Below are 18,077 nucleotides of genomic sequence, written 5' to 3' on the forward strand. Positions count from 1 at the left end.
TCTCGCCGGCTCCGCGCCTAAACTGGGGATACCCTGGCATCCCAGCGAAACTGGGCCCTCGCGCGCATTTTGCAGGTAGGGGAGCACGCGAGGGCGGGCCGCCGCCGACGATGAAGCTACGGCGACCGTTCTGTACGCCGCGCTAGCTGGCGCGGCAGGTGTCGGGGGGAACTTCTTCGGGCGCGACGTTGGCTGCGGGAGCCTTGGGCTTGGCGCAAGCGAGGGCCGTCTGGGCCTTGGCGGCGCGCTTCTGCAGGTTCTTCTTGGCGACCTCCTCGGTGAAGGTCAGGCCGGTGCCGGCGGGACCCGCAAGGGCCGGAGAGGCCAGCAGGCAGGCGGCGGCGAGGCCGAGGGACGCGAGGACTTTCATACGAAACAGACTCCGGGAACTTGAACGAGGAAACTCAGCCGCCAGCGGCGGTGTCGACTTGCGCCTGGATGGCGGGCAGGGCGCGGCGGTAGGTGTCGACGGCCTTCAGCAGGCCCTCGATCTCGGCGTGGGTAATGGCGGCGCGGTGCTCGTAGCCCTTGGCCGAGGTGAACTTGAAGGCCCAGGCGCCCGGCGTCGCGGCGGCGCGGCGCAGTTCGTTCTCGGCGACGCCGAACGAGACCTCCTCGCGGCAGACTTCCGGCGCTTCGAACAGGAAGCAGTGGCTGGCGTTGTCACGGATCTTGGTCAGTGGCGCCGCGACCGGCCATTGGCCCGTCTGGTGCGAGACTTCGCTGTAGCCGCGGATCGAGCCCGGATAGGTCAGGGTCTGACGCACCTCGAAGCGCGTGGCGCCCGAGCGCTTGTCGACGATCGCCCGCAGGTGGTTGTCGTTGCTGGGCGACTTGAAGACACCCTTGCCCGTCTGGAAGCCGCGCTCGGTGCTGATCACCGTCTCGATGTCCAACGGGTCGTCGATGACTTGAGCGCGGGCGTGAAAGTGGTCGGCGGTCAGGGCGGTCTGCTTGGCGGGCAGGCGGACGGTTTCGGCGCTCGCGGCGCCGGCGACGGCGAATCCCGCGACGGCGACCAGGGCCAACAGGCCGGTTGGGGTTTTGCGCATCCTTGTTCTCCCGAACAGGGGCCGCGCCATCGGGTGCGGCCTTTCAACGGTTCGAGAGTGGCGAGGCCGCCTTGCGGCTCTGCATCGCGATTGTGACAAAGCGTGACAGGCGAGGCCGGCTCGCCGAAAGGTCTGAGGCTATGCCGGCAGGCGCACCGCTCCGGCCTCGCGCAGGGCCTTGATCGTCGGGAAGCCGTCGACCGCCATCAGCAGGTCCGCCTCGGCCAGTAGCGAGCGCAGGACATGGACCGCGCCTTCGGTTCCGCCCAGGGCCAGGCCGTAGGAATAGGGACGCCCGACGCCCACGGCCGTCGCGCCGATCGCCAGGGCCTTGGCGACGTCGCTGCCCGAGCGGACGCCCGAGTCGAACAGCACTGGCGTGTCGCCCGCCGCCTCGACCACCCCCGGCAGCATATCGATCGCGGCGATGCCGCCATTGGCCTGCCGGCCGCCGTGGTTGGAGCAGTAGACTCCGTCGACGCCCTCGTCCTTGGCGCGGCGTACGTCGTCGGGATGGCAGATGCCCTTCAGCACGATCGGCAGCTTGGTCAGCGACCGCAGCCATGGCAGGTCGGCCCAGGTCAGCACCTTGCCGAAGGTCGCCGCCCAAGTCATCACCGAGGTCTGGAGGTCCGTCTTTGGATCCTTGCCGACCATGGCGCGAAAGCGCGGGTCCGAGAAATAGTTGGCCAGTACGGCGCCGCGCAGTTGTGGGAAGTTGGAGTCGTTGAGATCGCGCGGCCGCCAGCCGGTGACCCAGGTGTCGAGGGTGACGACGATGGCCTTGTAGCCGGCCGTCTCGGCGCGGCTGACAAGGCTGGCGGCCAGTTCGGGATCCTTGGGCGTGTAGAGCTGGAACATCCCGGGCGTGTCGCCCATGGCGGCGGCGACGTCCTCCAGCGGGTCGTTGGTCAGGGTCGAGACCATGAGCGGCACACCCGTGGTCGCGGCGGCCCTCGCGGCGGCTAGGTCGCCGTGACCGTCCTGGGTGCAGAGCCCGGTCACGCCGATCGGGGCCATGAATAGCGGGCTGGCCAGCTTCATGCCGAACAGGTCGATGGAGAGGTCACGCGCCGAGCAGTCGACCATCATCCGCGGGATCAGCCCCCAGTGCTTGAAGGCCGAGGCGTTGCTGTCCTGGGTGTGCTCGTCGCCGCAGCCGCCCTGCACATATTTCAGGGTCGAGGGCGGCATCGCCGCCTGGGCCCGCGCCAGGAGGCCGGCGAAGTCGACGGGATACTTCGGCAGCACGCCGTGCAGACCCTGAAAATAGATCTCGGTCTGATAGTCGCCGTAGTGCGGCATGGTTCGCTCCCCAGGGCTGCTCGACGGTCTGGGCGTCGATGCGTCGATCCGATTTGACGCGATCGCGCCGCCGACCGCTAGTCCCTCAAGCGCGTGATCGGCGCTCCAGCCACCAAAGAAGGCCAAGCACGGCCAGAAGGCCGACGGCCCAGGGCCAGGACGAACCCGGTGTCCGGCGGAGGACGCGGGCGTCGTGCGTGACGCTGGCCGCCACCGCGTCGAGCGTCGCCTGCCGGTCGGCGGCCCGCGCCAGCGAAGGCGCGGCGTCGGCGGCATGGACGTAGAAGCTCGCGCCGTCCGAGACCCTGCGCCATCCGGCCTGGCGAGGCCAGTAGGCGGCGCAGGCGGAGGGGCCGGTCGCCGGATCGACGACAGGCCGGCTTTCGACGCCATCCGGGTCGACGACTCGGATCGGTCCGATAACGCCGCAGAGCGCCGCGCGTTGGCCCGCCCGGGCGATGCCGTCCAGGCGCACGCCCGGGCCATCGCTGGGACGCGCCAGGGCCGAGAGCAGTTCGCTCCAAAGCTCTCCGTAGCGATCGGCGTGGCCGGTCAAGGCAAGACTGTAGCTGTCGGCCACGATCCAGAGGCCCACGCGGCCCTGGCCGCGCGGCCGCCAGATGGCCAGCGGCGCGCCGGCCTTGTCGCGGATCAACGGCACGCCCTCGCGTTCGGCTTGCGCCAGGTCGTAGCGGCTGAGTTCCAGGTCGGTCGGACCGCCGAGCCGGAAAGCCTGGACCTCGCCGTCGCCCGAGGTCGCCATGCCGAGATTCGTCCAGTCGCGTCGGGTGGCGGCCGAGAGCGGTCCAGTCGGACGCAGCAGCAGGCCGAGGCCGTCCTGCGTCGCCGCGGCCAGGGTGGCCCGAGCGCCGGGTGACAGGCTTTCCCAGCGCCGATCGTCGACCACCACGAGGTCGATCTCGGCCACGCTCGCGCGCGTGACCGGCGTCGGCGGATCGCCCAGGACCACGCCGCCGCCAACGTCGATGTCGAGGCTCAGGGCGATGCCGGCGTCCTGGGCCCAGCGGCGCAGATACTTGGTCTCGGCGCCCGGCGCGCCGGCCAGGACCAGTACGCGCGGCTGGCGCTGAGCGCGGGTCTCGACCGGGATGTCGATGTGCTCGACCAGACGACCGGCGCCGTCCCTCAGGCGCAGGTCGAACAGCGCCAGGCCGGGTGCGCGAGTGGCGGCCGACAGCCGGAAGCGGCCATTGGCGGCCACGGCGGTTTGGTCGACCACGGCGCCGGACGGATCGAGCAGTTCGACGGTTCCGGCGCCCTCGACCTGTCCGGTGACCATGAAGCGCGCCCCCGGGGCGACGGGCTTCGGCGGGGTCAGGTCGACAAGACCGCGCGGGGGTGGCGAGGGCGCGAACGTGGCGGGGCGATCCAACGGGATCTGGTCGCGCGGCGTCAGGCCGTCGCCCTCGATCAGAAGGCGGCCAGGCTCGGGATATAGCCGCAGGGCCGAGCCGAGGTCGGGCAGGCGGACCGCGCCCGGTAGCGGGCCGGCTTCAGGCAGGGCGACGAGCACGCCTCCCGAGGCGGGCGCCGGCTTCGCGCCATGGGTGGCGACCACGAGACGACCGGGCGTCGTACCGACCGAAGGCGGGAAGAGCGTCGGGTAGAGCAGCGCGCCGCCCAGGATCTGCAGAGCGATCAGCGCGGCGAACCGTCCGGCGGGACCGCGTGCGTCGGCGGACCGCCGCCGCAGAACCGTCCGCGCGATCCCGCCCAACGTGGCGACCGCGATCAGGATCGCCGTCCAGAGTTCGAAGCTCCCCGTCATCGCAGCGCGTCCAGATAGCGCCGGCCCCGCGCGTCAGCGGGACCGCGGCGGCTGACGGCGGCGGGCGGGCGCTCCAGCGCGGTCCACAGCAGGGCGCGCAGCTTGCGGCGGCAGTCCTGGCACTGGGGTTCGTTGCGGACCGTGTCGATCGCCGCCGACAGGGCCAGCGGATCGGCCAAGCGCTTCGGGTTGGCGTTCACCCAGCGGGCCAGGGCCTCGAGCTGCAGCGGTGCGTCGGGGCGGTCCCCCAGCGCGCGCCAGACCTCGACGGCCGGCGTGTCGGCGGGATCGCGCGTCGCTGGCGCCAAACGACCCGGCGCGATGCCCTCGCGCTTGCCGGACAGGCGGCGGGACAGGTCGACCGGCGGCAGCTTCGGCGGGGCGCGCGCCAGGAAGATACGCCCGGCCTGCTGCGCGGTCTTCAGCAGGTTCAGGGCCTTGTAGGCGTGGGGCAAGGCGTCCTTGGGCTTGCCCTGTCGCAGGGCGCGCTCGGAATCCCACATGGCGTCCAGCGCCTGGGCCAGGGTCGAGCGCGTGCCCGGGTCGAACAGCGTCGCCGCATCCCCCGTATCATGGGCGTGGCCGTACTTGGCGACGACGTCGGTCATGTCGTTGAGATTGGCCCCGCCGCCATGGTCGTGGCCGTCATCGTCGTCGTGGTGCTCGGCCTTGGCTGGCGCGGCAGGAGCGTCGTCGGTCGGCAGGGCGGGAGCGTCATTGGTCGGCAGGTCGAGGCCGCCGCCGCTGCTTTCGCCCTCGGCCTTCTCGCCCATGAACTGGCCGTAGCGCAGGCGCAACTGGGCCTGGTCGGCGCCGAGGCTGTTCGAGCGGTCCAGGAAGGCGTCGGGCGTGATCTTGCCGCGCTGGGCGATCAGGGCCTCGGCGTCGATGATGATCTGGCGCTGGCTGCGGAAATAGACGGGCATGACCTGCTTGGCCATGCCGTCCAGACCCTCGGCCAGGCCCATGGCGGCGGGCCAGCGCAGGATGACGCTAGGTCCCTCGACCGTCTGGCGGCGCGGGCTGCGATTGTCGCTGACCACCAGCTGCACGATCATGTCGCCACCCGGCGCCAGGCCTTCGCGCGCCAGGTCCAGCGCGGCGGTGAAGCGCTTGAGCCGCGCGGCGCCCTGGCCGGCGAGCGGCTGGATCCGCTGGGTGGTGGTGATGTTCTCACCCTCGCCCTTGGTGACGGTGATGCGTAGCTGGGCGGCGCCGTCGACGCCGTAGTCGTCGCGGACCTCGAACACCGGCGCCCACCGGCTCTGGCCGGGCGCAATGAGGGTCAGCGAACTGTCGGGCGTCACGACGCGGACGACCGGCGGAGCGTCGGGGACGATCTCCAGACGGTGCAGGCGCTGGCGGGCCAGTCCAGGGGCCTCGACGCGATAGAGCGCCGAGCGCTCGAACGCACGCCCGCCCAGCCAGCGTCCGCCGTCGCGGCGCAGCGACAGCGAGGCCTCGCCTGGGAAGTTGAGGCTGGCGGCGTCGGGATACGGCCGGAGGGTGATCGTCCACTCGATGCGCGACCCCTCCGGGGCCCGCGCGTCGAGGCCGCCTTGGTCGTAAGGGCGCTGGCCGGTATAGGCCGGCGGCGTGATCCGCAGCTTGGCGTTGGTGACCCTGGGCGCGCCGGGCGGCGATGCGGTCTCCGCCTCTTCGGGGCCGAGCGCGACGCCGGATGCGGGCGGCCAGAACAGGGCGGTGAGGATCACCAGCGCGCCGAAGCCGGCGGTCCAGGGGATCCAGCGACGGGACCAGTCTGGCCGCAGGTCCACGGCGGCGGCTTCGGCGAGGCGGGCCTCCAGGCGGGCGCGCTGCAGGGCGGCCAGGCCGTCGACGGTAGATTGGAACAGGAGGGCGCTGCTGTCCTCCAGGCCGGGCGCGTGGGCGTCGAGGGCGGCGATGAGCCAGGCCTGGTCGAAGCGTCGGCTGCGTCGGATGGCGATCCAGCCCAGCACGAGGACGCCGATCACGAGCGCGACAACCGCCCCCACGATCTCGAACCCGCGCAGACCCAGGGCGGCGATTGCCAGGACGACGGGCAGGCCGACGGCCAGCGTGTCGAGAACGCTTCGTTGCCGGGCCGCGCGGAGATGATGGGCGAGAGCGGCGATCATGCGGCCACCGGCCGGTCGCGCCGCGTCGCCAGCCAGCGCTCGACGGCGAAGATCAGAGCGATGATCAGGGCCAGCCAAGGCCTCAGGCCGACGGGATGCGGGTTGTAAGTCCCGCCGCCCGCCGCTGGGCGAACGCCGGGGGCATAGTCGACCGCCGCGACCCGGCTTGGCGCGGGCGGCGGGGCCAGCAGCGTCCAGAGCTGGATGGGGAAGTCCGGCTCGACCAAGACCGGCATGGCGCTAGGTTCGAGGGGGCGGGTCAGGCGCAGCACGCGGCCCTTGCCGAAGCGGCCGGCCGTGGCCTGGGGCGCGCCTTCGGCGTCGCGCCAGATCGTGGGCTGGGAACCTTCGACGGGCGAGGGCGCGTCGTGAGCCAGCAAGGCGACGCCGCCAGCCTCGATCCAGTCGAGCGTCGCCGTCGGCATGGGCGCGCCGGAGAGCCAGACGAGATACCGCGCACCGCGAGGCGTGGGGCTATCGGCAGGCGCGGCGTCGAAGGCGGGCGGCTTGCCGGCCTCGGCGTAGGCGGTCGCCGCCGCACGGAAATAACCGACGGCGCGTTCGTTGCCCGGGGCGTAGCGGACAGTCAGCGCCGGCGGCGCTGGTGCGGTGACAGTCTTCGCGCGCGCGGCCGCCGCGCCGATCCGCCAGTCGACCTTGCGTGACAGGTAAAGCCGTTCAGCGTCGCCGGTCAGTTCCGGCGGCGCGACGATCGTGATCGCCGTCCTGCCGGGCGTCTCGGCGTCCAGTTGGCGCACGAGGCTGGCGAAGTCCGCCGATGGCGCGGGCGCGGGTCGGTCGAGGCTAGGGAAACCGGGCGCGAGCCAGACGCGCCGCTCGCCATGGTCCGGGACGCTCCTGGCGTCGACGGCCGGCGAGACGGCGATCACGGCGCGGCCATCGCCGGTTGGCCGCAGCGCGGGCTCGGCCAGCGCCAGCACGATGGCGACCACCAGCGCGATCCGCACCGCCAGCAGCAGCCTCTCGTCGAGGCGCAGGCGACGGACCGGCCTGGGGTTCGGGTTCAGCCAGCGCAGGGCGGCGAAGTCGATGACTTGCGTCTCGGTGCGGCGGGCGATGTGGATCGCCAGCGGGACCAGGACCGCGAGCAGGGCGCCCAGCGCGGCGGGGGCGAGCAGGGCGGGGATCATCCGCGCGTCGCCGGGCGGGAGAGATCCTGGATCGGCTGGTCAGGATCCCGATCGCTGAAGTGCTCGACGAACCGCGCGCCACGCGCTTCCAGCTGGGCGCGCAGGGTGGCGCGCGCTTCGGCGAAGCGGGCCAGGAAGTCGGCGCGCAGCGCCCGGCCGTCGCCGGCGACCTTCGCGTCGCTCTCCGGATCGCGGAACAGCAGGCTCCGATCGAACGGGAAGTCGCGCTCGTCGCCGGTCAGGAGTTGGACGAACGAGACGTCGCGACCGGACGCGGCCAGCCGCTCGGCGGCCGCCACGCAAGCGTCGTCGAAGCCGTCGGAAATGAAGACCACCAGGTCGCCGGGTGCGATCCGTTCGCCCAGCACCTTCAGGTCCCGCTCCCACTGGGGGACGCCCTCGGGCCGCAGGGGACCCAGCGCCAGGCGGATGCGGTCGCGGTGGCGGGTGTCGCTGGACGGCGGCAGGATGATCGGCCCCTCGGCCCGAGCCACGACCACCCCGAAGCGGTCCCCCTGCTGCAGCGCCACCTCGATGATCGCGGCGGTCAAGCGGCGGGCGGCGTCGAAGCGTGTCCAGGCGGGCTTGCCAAGATCGGCCTGGCCCATCGAGGCGCTGGCGTCGAGGACGATCCAGATCGCCACCGGGCTCTCACGTTCGGCGTCGCGGACGAAGAACTTGTCCGACCGCGAATAAAGCTTCCAGTCGATGCGCCGCAGGTCGTCGCCGCGCTCGTAGGCGCGGTACTGGGCGAACTCCATGGCCCCGCCGCGATTGCGGCTGGCGTGGTGTCCGTCCCCGATCAGCACCGCGGCCGCGCGGGGCGTCAGCGACAGACGTCGCAGACGGCTACGCAGGTCCGGGGGCAGGTCGAACGGGGACATGGCCGCTCTTAGTCGCGCGCCGGCGCGGGCAGGGCGGCCAGCAGGGCGGCGACCACGTCGTCGGTCGACTTGCGTTCGGCCTCGGCGGCGAAGGACAGCAAGATGCGGTGGCGCATGACCGGCGCGGCCAGGGCCTTGACGTCGTCGCGCGTGGCGGCCAGGCGTCCGTGCAGCAGGGCGCGGGCCTTGGCGGCCAGCACCAGGGCCTGGCCGGCGCGGGGACCCGCGCCCCAACGGACATACTCCTGGACGGCGGCAGGGGCGTCAGGCCCGGGGCGGGTGCCGCGGACCAGCGCGGTGATCCAGGTCAGCAGGCCATCGCTGACATGCACCTGGCGCACCCACTTCTGAAGTTCGACGATGTCTTCGCCCGTCATCACCGCCGCCGGGGCGGCGATCGCGCCGCCGGTGGTCAGAGTCAGGATGGCGCGCTCTTCCTCCGCCGTCGGATAGCCGACGCGGATGTTGAGCAGGAAGCGATCGAGCTGGGCCTCGGGCAGGGGGTACGTGCCGGCCTGCTCCAGAGGGTTCTGGGTGGCCAGCACGAAGAACGGCTCGGACAGCCGATGGGTGACCCCGGCGTAGCTGACCTGGTGCTCCTGCATGGCCTCCAGCAGAGCGGCCTGGGTCTTGGGCGGCGTGCGGTTCAGTTCGTCGGCCAGCAGCAGGTGGGTGAAGACCGGGCCGGGCTGGAAGCGGAAGTGACGGTGGCCGGTGCCATGGTCCTCTTCCAGCACCTCGGTGCCGAGGATGTCGCTGGGCATCAGGTCGGGGGTGAACTGCACGCGGCGGAAGTCCAGCGACAGCGCCTGGCCCAGGGTGCGGACCAGCAGGGTCTTGCCCAGGCCCGGAACGCCCTCGATCAGGCAGTGACCGCCGGCCAGCAGGCCGATCAGCAGTTGCTCGACGACCTCGTCCTGGCCGACGATGGCCTGGCCGATCGCCGCGCGCAGCTGGCCCAGGCGCTCGAGCTTGGCCGCGATATCGGCTTCGGTGGGGGTGACGCTCATCGGAACTCCGGACAGGTCGTAAGGCGGATCAGGCCGTTAGGGCGTAGAGGACGATATTGACCGCGAACTTGGTGTTGTCCTCGGCCAGGAAGCGCTTGTTGCGCCAGTCGTAATCCCACTCGCAGCCGTAATCCTTGTTGCTGTAGAGCACCCCGAGGCGCCCGTTGATCTCGATGCCCTTGAGGTAGTCATGGACGAGATCGTCGCCCCATCCGTTCAGCTCGAAGCTGGTGGCGGGCGGGCCGTCGAACTTGAAGAAGCTGCGATAGATCGGATGGTCCTTGGCCAGCTTCTTCAGGGCGTCGCCGCCGAACAGCTTGGCCATCTGCCGCTCGAACGACTTGGCGAACAGGCCGTCGATGTCGTGGTTGCAGTCGTCGACCAGAACGAAGCCGCCATTGCGGACGTAGCGCTGGAAGTTCGCGGCCTCGGCGGGGCTGAACTCGACCAGCTTGTGGCCGGCCAGATAGCAGAACGGCGCGGTCAGCATGGCCGGGTCCGAGAGGCGCACGACGCGCTCCTCGGTGTCCACGCGCAGGTTGGTGTAGTCGACCAGCGAGGTCAGGATGTTGGACGGCATCCGCTGGTCGACGTCCCAGTCGCCGGAATCGTAGCGCAGGCGCGTGAACCAGAAGTCGTAGGTCGGCGCGGCCTGGACGGCCGACGGGCGGCTGGCGAGCCAGCTTCCCATCGCGCCGCCCGCCAGCAGACGCAGGCACTCGGTACGCGTTACGCTTCTACTCGGCATGTCGAACGTCAGACGGCGTCCGACAGCGAGGTGAAGGTGAAGTCCCGCAGGCGCATGGCGGGGATCATCATCTGCACGCGACCACCTTCGCTGACACGGACCGGACGGCCCAGGTCGTCGATGTTGTTCAGCATGATCACCGGCGACTCGTTGAAGCGGAAGTTCTTCACCGGGTGCTTCAGCTGGCCGTTCTCGATGTAGAAGGTGCCGTCGCGGGTCAGGCCGGTCAGCAGCACGGTCTGCGGGTCGACCATGCGGATATACCAGGTGCGGGTCACCAGGATGCCGCGCTCGGTCTCGCGCACCAGGTCGGCGGTCGATTTCGTACCGCCCGACATGACGATGTTGCCCGGCCGGCCGGTGACCTTCTTGCCCTGCTTCTGGGCCCAGTAGGGGCTGTAGAGCAGGTTGGCGATCTTGCCGTTCTCGACCAGAGGCATGCGCTCGCGCGGGCGGCCCTGTTCGTCCCACGGGAACACCGGCAGTTCCTTGTCCCACGGGTCGGCCATGAAGGTGACGCGCGGATCGAAGACTTGTTCGCCGAGCTTGTTGCCGCCGCCCTTCTTGGACAGGAAGCTGCGGCCTTCGTCGGCCTGGCGGGCGTCGAAGTAGTTGAACATGAACGAGATCAGGCCCGAGGCCGCGTTCGGCTCCAGGATCACCGTATACTTGCCCGGCTCCAGCGCCTGGGCCTCGGCCGAGGCGCTGGCCTTGCGCATGGCGATCTCGATGTCGCTGGCCGGCTTGAACCCGCTGGAGTCCTGCAGGTTGCGCGCGACCCAGCCCGAGCCGCGGCCGTCGGCGGTGCGCACGGTGCAGGTGTAGTCCATCGCCGTGGCGCGCTGATAGCCGAACGCGCCCTTGCTGTTGGCGAAGGCCACGAAGCTCTGCTCGTCCTGCAGAAAGCCGGCGGCGACCAGCTTCTGGGCGCGGCACGGGGCGATCGAGGCGCGGGCGACCTCGGCCCGCTGATCGGGCGTGATCGCCGCGGTCGCGGCGCTGAAGGTGTCGCTGGGCTTGTAGGTCGTGGCCTCGACGGCGGGGACGAACTCGGGGTTTTCCGGCGCCAGCTTGGCCAGCTCCTCGGCGCGCTTGACCACGCGGGCCAGCGCCGAGTCCGAGAATTCGTTGATCGTCGCCGTGCCGACGCGACGCCCGAAGGCGACGGTGACGGCAAGGTCGATGTTGCTGACGACGCCACTGGTGGAGACGTTGTTCAGGGCGAAGCGGATATTGCCCTCGATCGAACCGGTCAGCTGCGCGGTGCACTCATCGGCCGTCGACAGCTTGATGACTTTCGCGAGGATCGTCTTGGCCTCGGCTTCGGTCATGATGCTCATTGGATAATCTTCCCCGAACCGATCAACCGAGCGAACGCGCGGTGTTGATGACGTTGATGCCGTTGAACCGCGTGGTCGACGAGCCGTGGCTTACGGCCGAGACCTGGCTGGGCTGGCCCTTGCCGTCGAAGAAGGAACCGAACAGGCGATAGTCGCGCTCGTCGCAGATCGCCGAGCAGGCGTTCCAGAACTCGGGCGTGCGCATCTGGTAGGCGACGTCTTCCAGCGGCTGGGTGATCTTGCCGTTCTTGATCTCGTAGAACAGCGTGCCGCCGAACTGGGCGTTGTAGCGCTGCTGGTCGATCGAGAACGAGCCGCGGCCCAAGATGTAGATGCCGTCCTCGACGCCCGCGATCATGTCGTTGAGGCTAAGCGGCGTCTTGCCCGGCCGCAGCGAGACGTTGGGCATCCGCTGGAACTGCACGGTCGACCAGGAGTCGGCGTAGGAGCAGCCGTCGCTCTCGGTCTTGCCCAGGATGTGGGCCTGGTCGCGGGTGGCCTGGTAGTCGACCAGCTTGCCGTCCTGGATCAGCGGCCACTGCTTGGTCTTGACGCCCTCGTCGTCGAAGCCCACGGCCCCGAGGCTGCCCGGCTGCAGCTTGTCGGCCATGATGTTGACGAGGTCGCTGCCGTACTTGAAGTGCGCCGCGCGCTTGTCCAGCGTGGCGAAGCTGGTGCCGGCGTAGTTGGCCTCGTAGCCCAGCACGCGGTCCAGCTCGAGCGGGTGGCCGATCGACTCGTGGATGGTCAGGCCCAGGTGGTTGGGATCCAGAACCAGATCGTAGCGGCCCGGCTTGACCGACTTGGCGGTCAGCTTCTCGCGCGCCTGCACGGCGGCGGCCTGGGCGTCCTCGACCATGTCGTAGGAGCGGCCGTAGCTGATGATGCCGTTGGGCGAGAGGGTCTTATCCTTGGCCTGCGGGTCCAGGTATTCGTAGCCCATGCCCATCGGGGCCGAGAGGCCTTCGCGCGAGCGGAACTTGCCGGTGGTCTTGTCGACGGCCGTGACCGTGAACGGCGACCAGATGCGGTGAACGTCCTGGTCGATGTACGAGCCGTCGGTGCTGGCGAAGTACTTTTGCTCGTTGATCAGGAACAGGCTGGAATTGACGAAGTTGGCGCCGGCCTTCATCGCCGCGCCGTTGACGCGCATCAGAAGGTCGACCTTTTCCTGCAGCGAGACTTCCATGCCGTTGCGGCGCAGCGGCGTGGCCCACTTCACCTCGCCGACGCCCTTGGTCGGGGCTAACTGCACTGGCGCGGTCTGGTTCTTGGCGTTGGCCTTGGCGATGGCGACCGCCAGGCGGGCGGTGTCGGCCACGGCCTCCGCCGAGAGGCTGTTGGTCGCCGCGAAGCCCCAGGCCCCGCCGGCGATGACGCGCACGCCGACGCCGCTGGATTCGGTGTTGGTCACGCCCTGCACATTGGCTTCGCGCGTCTGGATGAACTGGCGCAGGTAGCGGCCCACGCGCACGTCGCAATAGCTGGCCCCGGCGGCCTTGGCGGCGCTCATGGCCGCGTCGGCCAGGCGCTTCTTGACGGCCACGTCGAGGGTCTCGACCAGCTGTTCGGCGGCGATGGCGCGGCCGAAGCCGGGCAGCAGCACGCCGCCGGCGCCGATCCCGCAGGCGGCAAGGAACTGACGTCTATCCAAGTTTCTTCTCCCCAACGGCCCAACAACACAGGCGCTCGCGTGACCCCCCTCACGGCGGGAATCTTGCGCGAACGAAGTTCTGTAGCGCCCCGCCGCCGAGGTCAAATCTTTCCCGTATATTGTAGTCGATATGATCAGATTGCGCGCATTGGCGACGAAGCGCGATGCAAAGCCTCCCGCCCGGATCCCGAAGCGGCGACCGGCCGCGAAGGCGTGGCCTAGGGTATCGTGTCCCGGATATAAGGCCTGAGACTCGGGAACAGGGGCGGACGATCATGGATCGCTGGCAGGCGATGAGAGTGTTCGTGAAGGTCGCCGAGACCAAGGGCTTCGCCGAGGCCGCGCGACACCTGCACATCAGTCCGCCCGCCGTGACCCGCGCGGTCGCGGCGCTGGAGGAGACGATCGGCGCGCGCCTGCTGGTCCGCACGACCCGCTCGGTGACCCTGACCGACGCCGGCGCGCGGTTCTTCGACGACTGCTCTCGGATCCTGGCCGAACTCTCCGAGGCCGAAGCCAGCGCCGCGGGCAGTTTCGCCACGCCCAGCGGCACGCTGACCATCACCGCCTCGGTGATGTTCGGCCAACAGTACATCCTGCCGATCATCATGGACTACCTGGCCGAATATCCGGGGGTCAGCATCCGCACCCTGTTCGTCGACCGGATGGTCAACCTTGTCGACGAGGGCGTGGATCTGGCCGTGCGGATCGGCAACCTTCCCAATTCAGGGTTCAGCGCCTTGCGGGTCGGCTCGGTGCGCCGGGTCGTTTGCGGTTCGCCCGACTATTTCGAGAAGAATGGCGTTCCGGCCACGCCGGCGGACCTCGCCAACCATTCGGTGATCGCGGCGACCAGCGCCTGGGCCTCGACGGAATGGCGCTTCGGCCAGGATCAGAAGACCATCGTCCACGTCCATCCTCGCCTCTACTGCAACACCAACGACGCGGCGCTGCAGGCGGCGATCAACGGGTTTGGCCTGACGCGCGTGCTGTCCTACCAGGCGGCGCCGTCGCTGGAGTCCGGCGCGCTGCGCACGGTGCTCCCGGCCTATGAGGAGCATCCACTGCCGGTCCACATCGTCCACCCCGAAGGCCGGCACGCGCCGGCCAAGGTCCGCACCTTCATCGACTTCGCGGCCGGGCGGCTGCGGGCGGATCGGCGGATCAACTAGACTAGAGCAGGCCCATCCAGGAGATTGCATCGACAGTCTGGCCCTCGCCGAGTTTCAGAAACATGTCGTGCAGCCTGGCCTTCGGCTTCCATGATCCGAGGCGGAAGCGAGAAGCCGGCTTCGTCTCGCCGATTGACCCGCGAAACCGGCCATTGAGTAGCGCGCTATTCATCGTCGCCTCCAGGCGGGGGAACTCCTCGGAGGATGGCGCTCGGCCATCGCCGCCAGAACGGCGAACCGGAGGAATGGATTGTTCCGGTTCTCGGAATGCCGACCATTCCGCTACGCGCAACGGTGCCTTTCTCCTGTCGCGGCTTCAGTCCGCCCGGCAGATGGAGTGTCCTTGGCTCATCGGATGGACGCCGTGTCCAGCCGTTCCGCAAAGGACACGACGATGCGCCTCTACTATCATCCGCTGTCGGGCCACGCTCACCGGGCCCACCTGTTCCTGTCGCTGATCGGCGCGGATTTCGAGCTGGTCGAGGTCGACCTGGCCTCGGGCGCGCACAAGACGCCGGAATTCCTGAAGCTGAACCCGTTCGGCCAGGTGCCCGTGCTGGACGACGACGGCGTCATCGTCTCGGATTCCAACGGCATCATGGTCTATCTGGCTCGCAAGTTCGGCAAGACGGACTGGCTGCCGGAGGGTGTCATCGAGGCCGCCCAGGTCCAGCGCTGGCTGTCGGTGGCCGCCGGCGAACTGGCCTACGGCGCCGCCGCCGCTCGCCTGATCACCGTGTTCGGGGCCAAGCGCGACGCCGACGAGGTCATCGGGCGCGGCGCCGCGCTGCTGACCATCCTGGAAGGTCTGCTGGCTGGGCAGGCCTGGCTGGTCGCCGGCCGCCCGACGCTCGCGGATGTGGCGCTCTACAGCTACACGGCCCGCGCTCCCGAGGGGAACGTCGACCTTCAGCCCTATCCGGCCGTCCGCGCGTGGCTGGCGCGCATCGAGGCCCTGCCGGGCTTCGTGCCGTTCCGCCAGACGCCCGTCGGCCTGGCCGCGTAACGTCGAGCGCCGGGGAGCGGGCCATGATCACCACCGAAAAGCCCTCTCCCTGGCATCGCGGCGAGGTCGAGATCCAGCGCAGCGTCGGCGTCGAGGCGCGGATGGAAGACGTCGGCCGTCGCGTGATCCGCGACTTCCTGCTGGACCAGCACCGCGCGTTCTTCCCGCAGCTGCCGTTCCTGGTGGTCGGCGGTGTCGATCCGGCGGGCGCGCCCTGGGCGACGATCGTCGCCGGCCAGCCGGGTTTCATCAGCTCGCCTGACATCCACACCCTGGCGATCAAGGCCGTGCGCCAACCCAGCGATCCGGCCGACGCGGGCTTGGAGGACGGCGATCCTGTCGGCCTGCTGGGCATCGAGCTGCATACGCGCCGCCGCAACCGCATGAACGGAACCACGCGCCGTCAGGCCTACGGCTTCGACGTCACGGTCGGTCAGAGCTACGGCAACTGCCCGCAATACATCCAGCTGCGCGACTTCGCGGTGGTGGGCGATCCGAACGCGCCCTTTGCCGGCCAGGTCGAGACCTTCGCGGACCTGGACGCCGATGCTCGCCGGGTGATTGGCGCGGCCGACGCCTTCTTCGTGGCGTCCTACAGCGACGAGAACGGCCGGCAGGTCGATGTCTCGCACAGGGGCGGCAAGCCCGGCTTCGTGCGGATCGGCGAGGATGGCGTCCTGACCATCCCGGACTTCGCCGGCAATCTGTTCTTCAACACGCTGGGCAACATCCGGCTGAACGGCAAGGCGGGTCTGGTGTTCGTCGATTTCGCGACGGGCGACATGCTGCAGCTGACCGGCGAGGCCGAGGTGGTGCTGGACTCGCCCGAGATCGCGGCGTTCCAGGGCGCGGAGCGTCTGTGGCGGGTGCGTCCGACTACGATCGTCCGTCGTCGGAGCGTCCTGCCGGTTCGCTGGGCGGACCGTGCGAACGGCGCCTCGCCCAACGCCCTGATCACCGGCGACTGGGACGCGACGGCGGCCCGGCTCAAGGCCGCCGAGCTGGCCGGTCGCTGGCGGCCGTTCCGGGTCAGGAAGATCACTCGCGAGAGCGCGACGATCCGTTCGTTCGAACTGGAGCCCGCCGACGGCGTGGCGGCCATTCCGCACCTGGCCGGCCAGCATCTGCCCATCCGCGTCCAACTTCCCGGCGATCAGCGGCCCGTCATCCGCACCTACTCCCTGTCGGTCGCGCCGTCGGATCCGTTCTACCGGATCAGCGTCAAGCGCGAGGGCGCGGTCTCCCGATACCTCCACGACCAGATCCGCGAGGGCGACCTGATCGAGGCCCGCGCCCCGGCCGGCGACTTCATCATCGACGCAAGCGAAAAGCGCCCGGCGGTGCTGTTGGCGGCCGGCGTCGGCATCACCCCGATGATCGCAATGGCCCGACACCTCCTGTTCGAGGGCTTCCGTACGCGCGGCGTGCGGCCGACCTGGATCTTCCAGACCGCGCGGACCAAGGCCGAGCGGGCGTTCGACGAGGAGCTCGCGGCCCTGGTCGAGGCGGGGCAGGGGGCGATCCGCCTGACGCGCATCCTCAGCGATGCGGAAGGCGCGGAGAGCGACGACTACGACCTGGTGGGTCGCCTCGACATGGACGTCCTGCGCGCCGAGTTGCCGTTCGACGACTACGACTTCTATCTGTGCGGGCCGCCGGGCTTCATGCAGGCGGTCTATGACGGCTTGCGCGGCCTGAACGTCGCCGACAGGCGCATCCACGCCGAGGCGTTCGGCCCCGCCTCGCTGCAACGCACGCCGGACCTTGGCGTCGCGCCCGCGACGGCCGGCCCGCCGCCGGCGACCAGCTCCAAGCCGGTGTTCTTCATGGAGTCGTCCAAGGAGGCCCGTTGGGAGCCCGGCTCGGGCACGTTGCTGGAGTTGGCCGAGGCGCGGGGTCTGCAGCCTGAGTTCAGCTGCCGAGCCGGAACTTGCGGTTCATGCAAGACCAGGGTGCTGCAAGGCGCTGTCTCCTATCTCACATCGCCGACCGCTTCGGTCGCCGAGGACGAGGCGCTGATCTGCTGCGCCGTTCCGGCCGCCGAAGGCGAGGCGCTGCATCTGGCCCTTTGAACCTCCAGGAGAGATCCGTGTCGCGTCCGCCGCCCTCGGGCGGGCGCGGGCGTGACCAACGACGCAACCGCGGGGGTGATCGCCCCGCCTAACGCCGCGCCTGCTTCTGGTCCTCGTGGATGTCGAGGAGCGCTTTCATCAGTTCCTCGTCTTCGCTGGACATGACGCCCAGCACCTCGGCCTCGTCGCAGCCTTCCGCGGCGAGGTAGGCGTGGCCCATGGCTGAGTCGAGATAGATCGACTGGCCGGCCTCCAGGATCACGGGGTCGTAGAACTCGGTGGTCACGACGATCCGACCCTTCAGGACGAAGATGTATTCCTCGCCGGCGTGACGCACGAGGTCGCCGAACTGCTCGGCGCTCTTGGCGCGGATCTTGGTGATCACCGGGATCATCCGTTTCCCGCGCAGTTCGGTGCACAGGTAGTAGTAGTCGTAGTTAGGGGTCTGGACGCGCACGGCGCGCTCGATATCGCCCAGGCTGCGGCGCGCCATGACCGCCGGCGGCGGGGCGGCCTGATCCTCGGCGAACAGCTCCGACATGCGCATGCCCAACCGCTGCGAAAGCTGCTGCAGCTTGTCGTAGGTCAGGGTCAGGCGGTCGTGCTCGACCTTGGAGAGCGTCGAGACGGGGATACCGCTCTTCTCGCTCATCTGCTTGAGGGTCCAGCCCTCGCGATCTCTCAGTCCACGAAGCAGGGTTCCAAGCGTGTGGACATTAGCAGGCACGCGCCGCGACTCCTCGAAGGCGGTTGACGAATTTTCCAATCAGGATA

Annotated in this window: 16 protein-coding genes; 3 read left to right on the plus strand and 13 right to left on the minus strand. The window is 69.7% G+C overall.

The genetic code is table 11. The features are described from left to right. Nucleotides 1–142: 142 nt before the first annotated feature. The 11 genes from AC1RNC_RS06810 to AC1RNC_RS06860 all read right to left on the minus strand — a co-directional run bounded on the left by AC1RNC_RS06810 (nt 143) and on the right by AC1RNC_RS06860 (nt 13,053). Nucleotides 143–370 (minus strand): hypothetical protein, encoded by a 228-nt coding sequence (locus tag AC1RNC_RS06810; protein ID WP_492884819.1) that lies wholly within the window; start codon nt 368–370, stop codon nt 143–145. 34 nt (nt 371–404) lie between these two features. After that, on the minus strand, nt 405–1,052 hold the full coding sequence (locus AC1RNC_RS06815) for a hypothetical protein (RefSeq protein WP_492884821.1): 648 nt from the start codon (nt 1,050–1,052) through the stop codon (nt 405–407). Nucleotides 1,053–1,190: 138 nt separating this feature from the next. Then, nucleotides 1,191–2,357, minus strand: coding sequence for an alpha-hydroxy-acid oxidizing protein (locus AC1RNC_RS06820; protein ID WP_492884822.1), 1,167 nt, complete (start codon nt 2,355–2,357; stop codon nt 1,191–1,193). An 85-nt stretch (nt 2,358–2,442) separates the two neighbouring features. After that, nucleotides 2,443–4,146 carry a hypothetical protein gene (locus AC1RNC_RS06825; protein WP_492884824.1) on the minus strand — a complete coding sequence of 568 codons (1,704 nt, stop codon included), beginning with the start codon at nt 4,144–4,146 and terminating at the stop codon, nt 2,443–2,445. Further along, nucleotides 4,143–6,266 carry a DUF4175 family protein gene (locus AC1RNC_RS06830; protein ID WP_492884826.1) on the minus strand — a complete coding sequence of 708 codons (2,124 nt, stop codon included), beginning with the start codon at nt 6,264–6,266 and terminating at the stop codon, nt 4,143–4,145. The genes AC1RNC_RS06825 and AC1RNC_RS06830 overlap by 4 nt, the downstream gene beginning before the upstream one ends. Next, complete coding sequence (locus tag AC1RNC_RS06835; protein ID WP_492884828.1) at nt 6,263–7,417, minus strand: BatA domain-containing protein; 1,155 nt, start codon at nt 7,415–7,417, stop codon at nt 6,263–6,265. The genes AC1RNC_RS06830 and AC1RNC_RS06835 overlap by 4 nt, the downstream gene beginning before the upstream one ends. Then, nucleotides 7,414–8,301, minus strand: a complete 888-nt coding sequence (locus AC1RNC_RS06840) for a DUF58 domain-containing protein (protein WP_492884830.1) — start codon at nt 8,299–8,301, stop codon at nt 7,414–7,416. Before AC1RNC_RS06840 ends, AC1RNC_RS06835 begins: the two co-directional genes overlap by 4 nt. A gap of 8 nt (nt 8,302–8,309) precedes the next feature. Continuing rightward, nucleotides 8,310–9,311 carry an AAA family ATPase gene (locus AC1RNC_RS06845; protein WP_492838186.1) on the minus strand — a complete coding sequence of 334 codons (1,002 nt, stop codon included), beginning with the start codon at nt 9,309–9,311 and terminating at the stop codon, nt 8,310–8,312. 28 nt (nt 9,312–9,339) lie between these two features. Beyond that, nucleotides 9,340–10,059 carry a DUF4159 domain-containing protein gene (locus tag AC1RNC_RS06850; protein ID WP_492884832.1) on the minus strand — a complete coding sequence of 240 codons (720 nt, stop codon included), beginning with the start codon at nt 10,057–10,059 and terminating at the stop codon, nt 9,340–9,342. Nucleotides 10,060–10,067: 8 nt separating this feature from the next. Then, nucleotides 10,068–11,399, minus strand: a complete 1,332-nt coding sequence (locus AC1RNC_RS06855) for a TldD/PmbA family protein (RefSeq protein WP_492884833.1) — start codon at nt 11,397–11,399, stop codon at nt 10,068–10,070. Between the two features lie 22 nt (nt 11,400–11,421). Next, nucleotides 11,422–13,053 (minus strand): TldD/PmbA family protein, encoded by a 1,632-nt coding sequence (locus AC1RNC_RS06860; protein WP_492884834.1) that lies wholly within the window; start codon nt 13,051–13,053, stop codon nt 11,422–11,424. Nucleotides 13,054–13,328: 275 nt separating this feature from the next. On the opposite strand from AC1RNC_RS06860, the gene AC1RNC_RS06865 reads away from it, so the two are divergent. Further along, nucleotides 13,329–14,225 (plus strand): LysR family transcriptional regulator, encoded by an 897-nt coding sequence (locus tag AC1RNC_RS06865; protein ID WP_492884836.1) that lies wholly within the window; start codon nt 13,329–13,331, stop codon nt 14,223–14,225. Between the two features lies 1 nt (nt 14,226). Here the strand turns inward: AC1RNC_RS06865 and AC1RNC_RS06870 are convergent, their stop codons facing one another. Beyond that, nucleotides 14,227–14,397: a hypothetical protein gene (locus AC1RNC_RS06870; RefSeq protein WP_492884838.1), complete on the minus strand. Its 171-nt coding sequence runs from the start codon at nt 14,395–14,397 to the stop codon at nt 14,227–14,229. A gap of 222 nt (nt 14,398–14,619) precedes the next feature. On the opposite strand from AC1RNC_RS06870, the gene AC1RNC_RS06875 reads away from it, so the two are divergent. Further along, entirely contained in the window at nt 14,620–15,231 is a 612-nt protein-coding gene (locus tag AC1RNC_RS06875; protein ID WP_492884840.1) for a glutathione S-transferase family protein, read from the plus strand. A 23-nt stretch (nt 15,232–15,254) separates the two neighbouring features. Beyond that, on the plus strand, nt 15,255–17,303 hold the full coding sequence (locus AC1RNC_RS06880; RefSeq protein WP_492884842.1) for a 2Fe-2S iron-sulfur cluster-binding protein: 2,049 nt from the start codon (nt 15,255–15,257) through the stop codon (nt 17,301–17,303). A gap of 88 nt (nt 17,304–17,391) precedes the next feature. On the opposite strand, the gene AC1RNC_RS06885 is transcribed toward AC1RNC_RS06880, so the two are convergent. Then, nucleotides 17,392–18,030, minus strand: a complete 639-nt coding sequence (locus AC1RNC_RS06885; protein ID WP_492884844.1) for a helix-turn-helix domain-containing protein — start codon at nt 18,028–18,030, stop codon at nt 17,392–17,394. Between the last annotated feature and the right edge of the window lie 47 nt (nt 18,031–18,077).

The organism is Caulobacter sp. GW822-FHT01G02 (genome assembly GCF_058802865.1).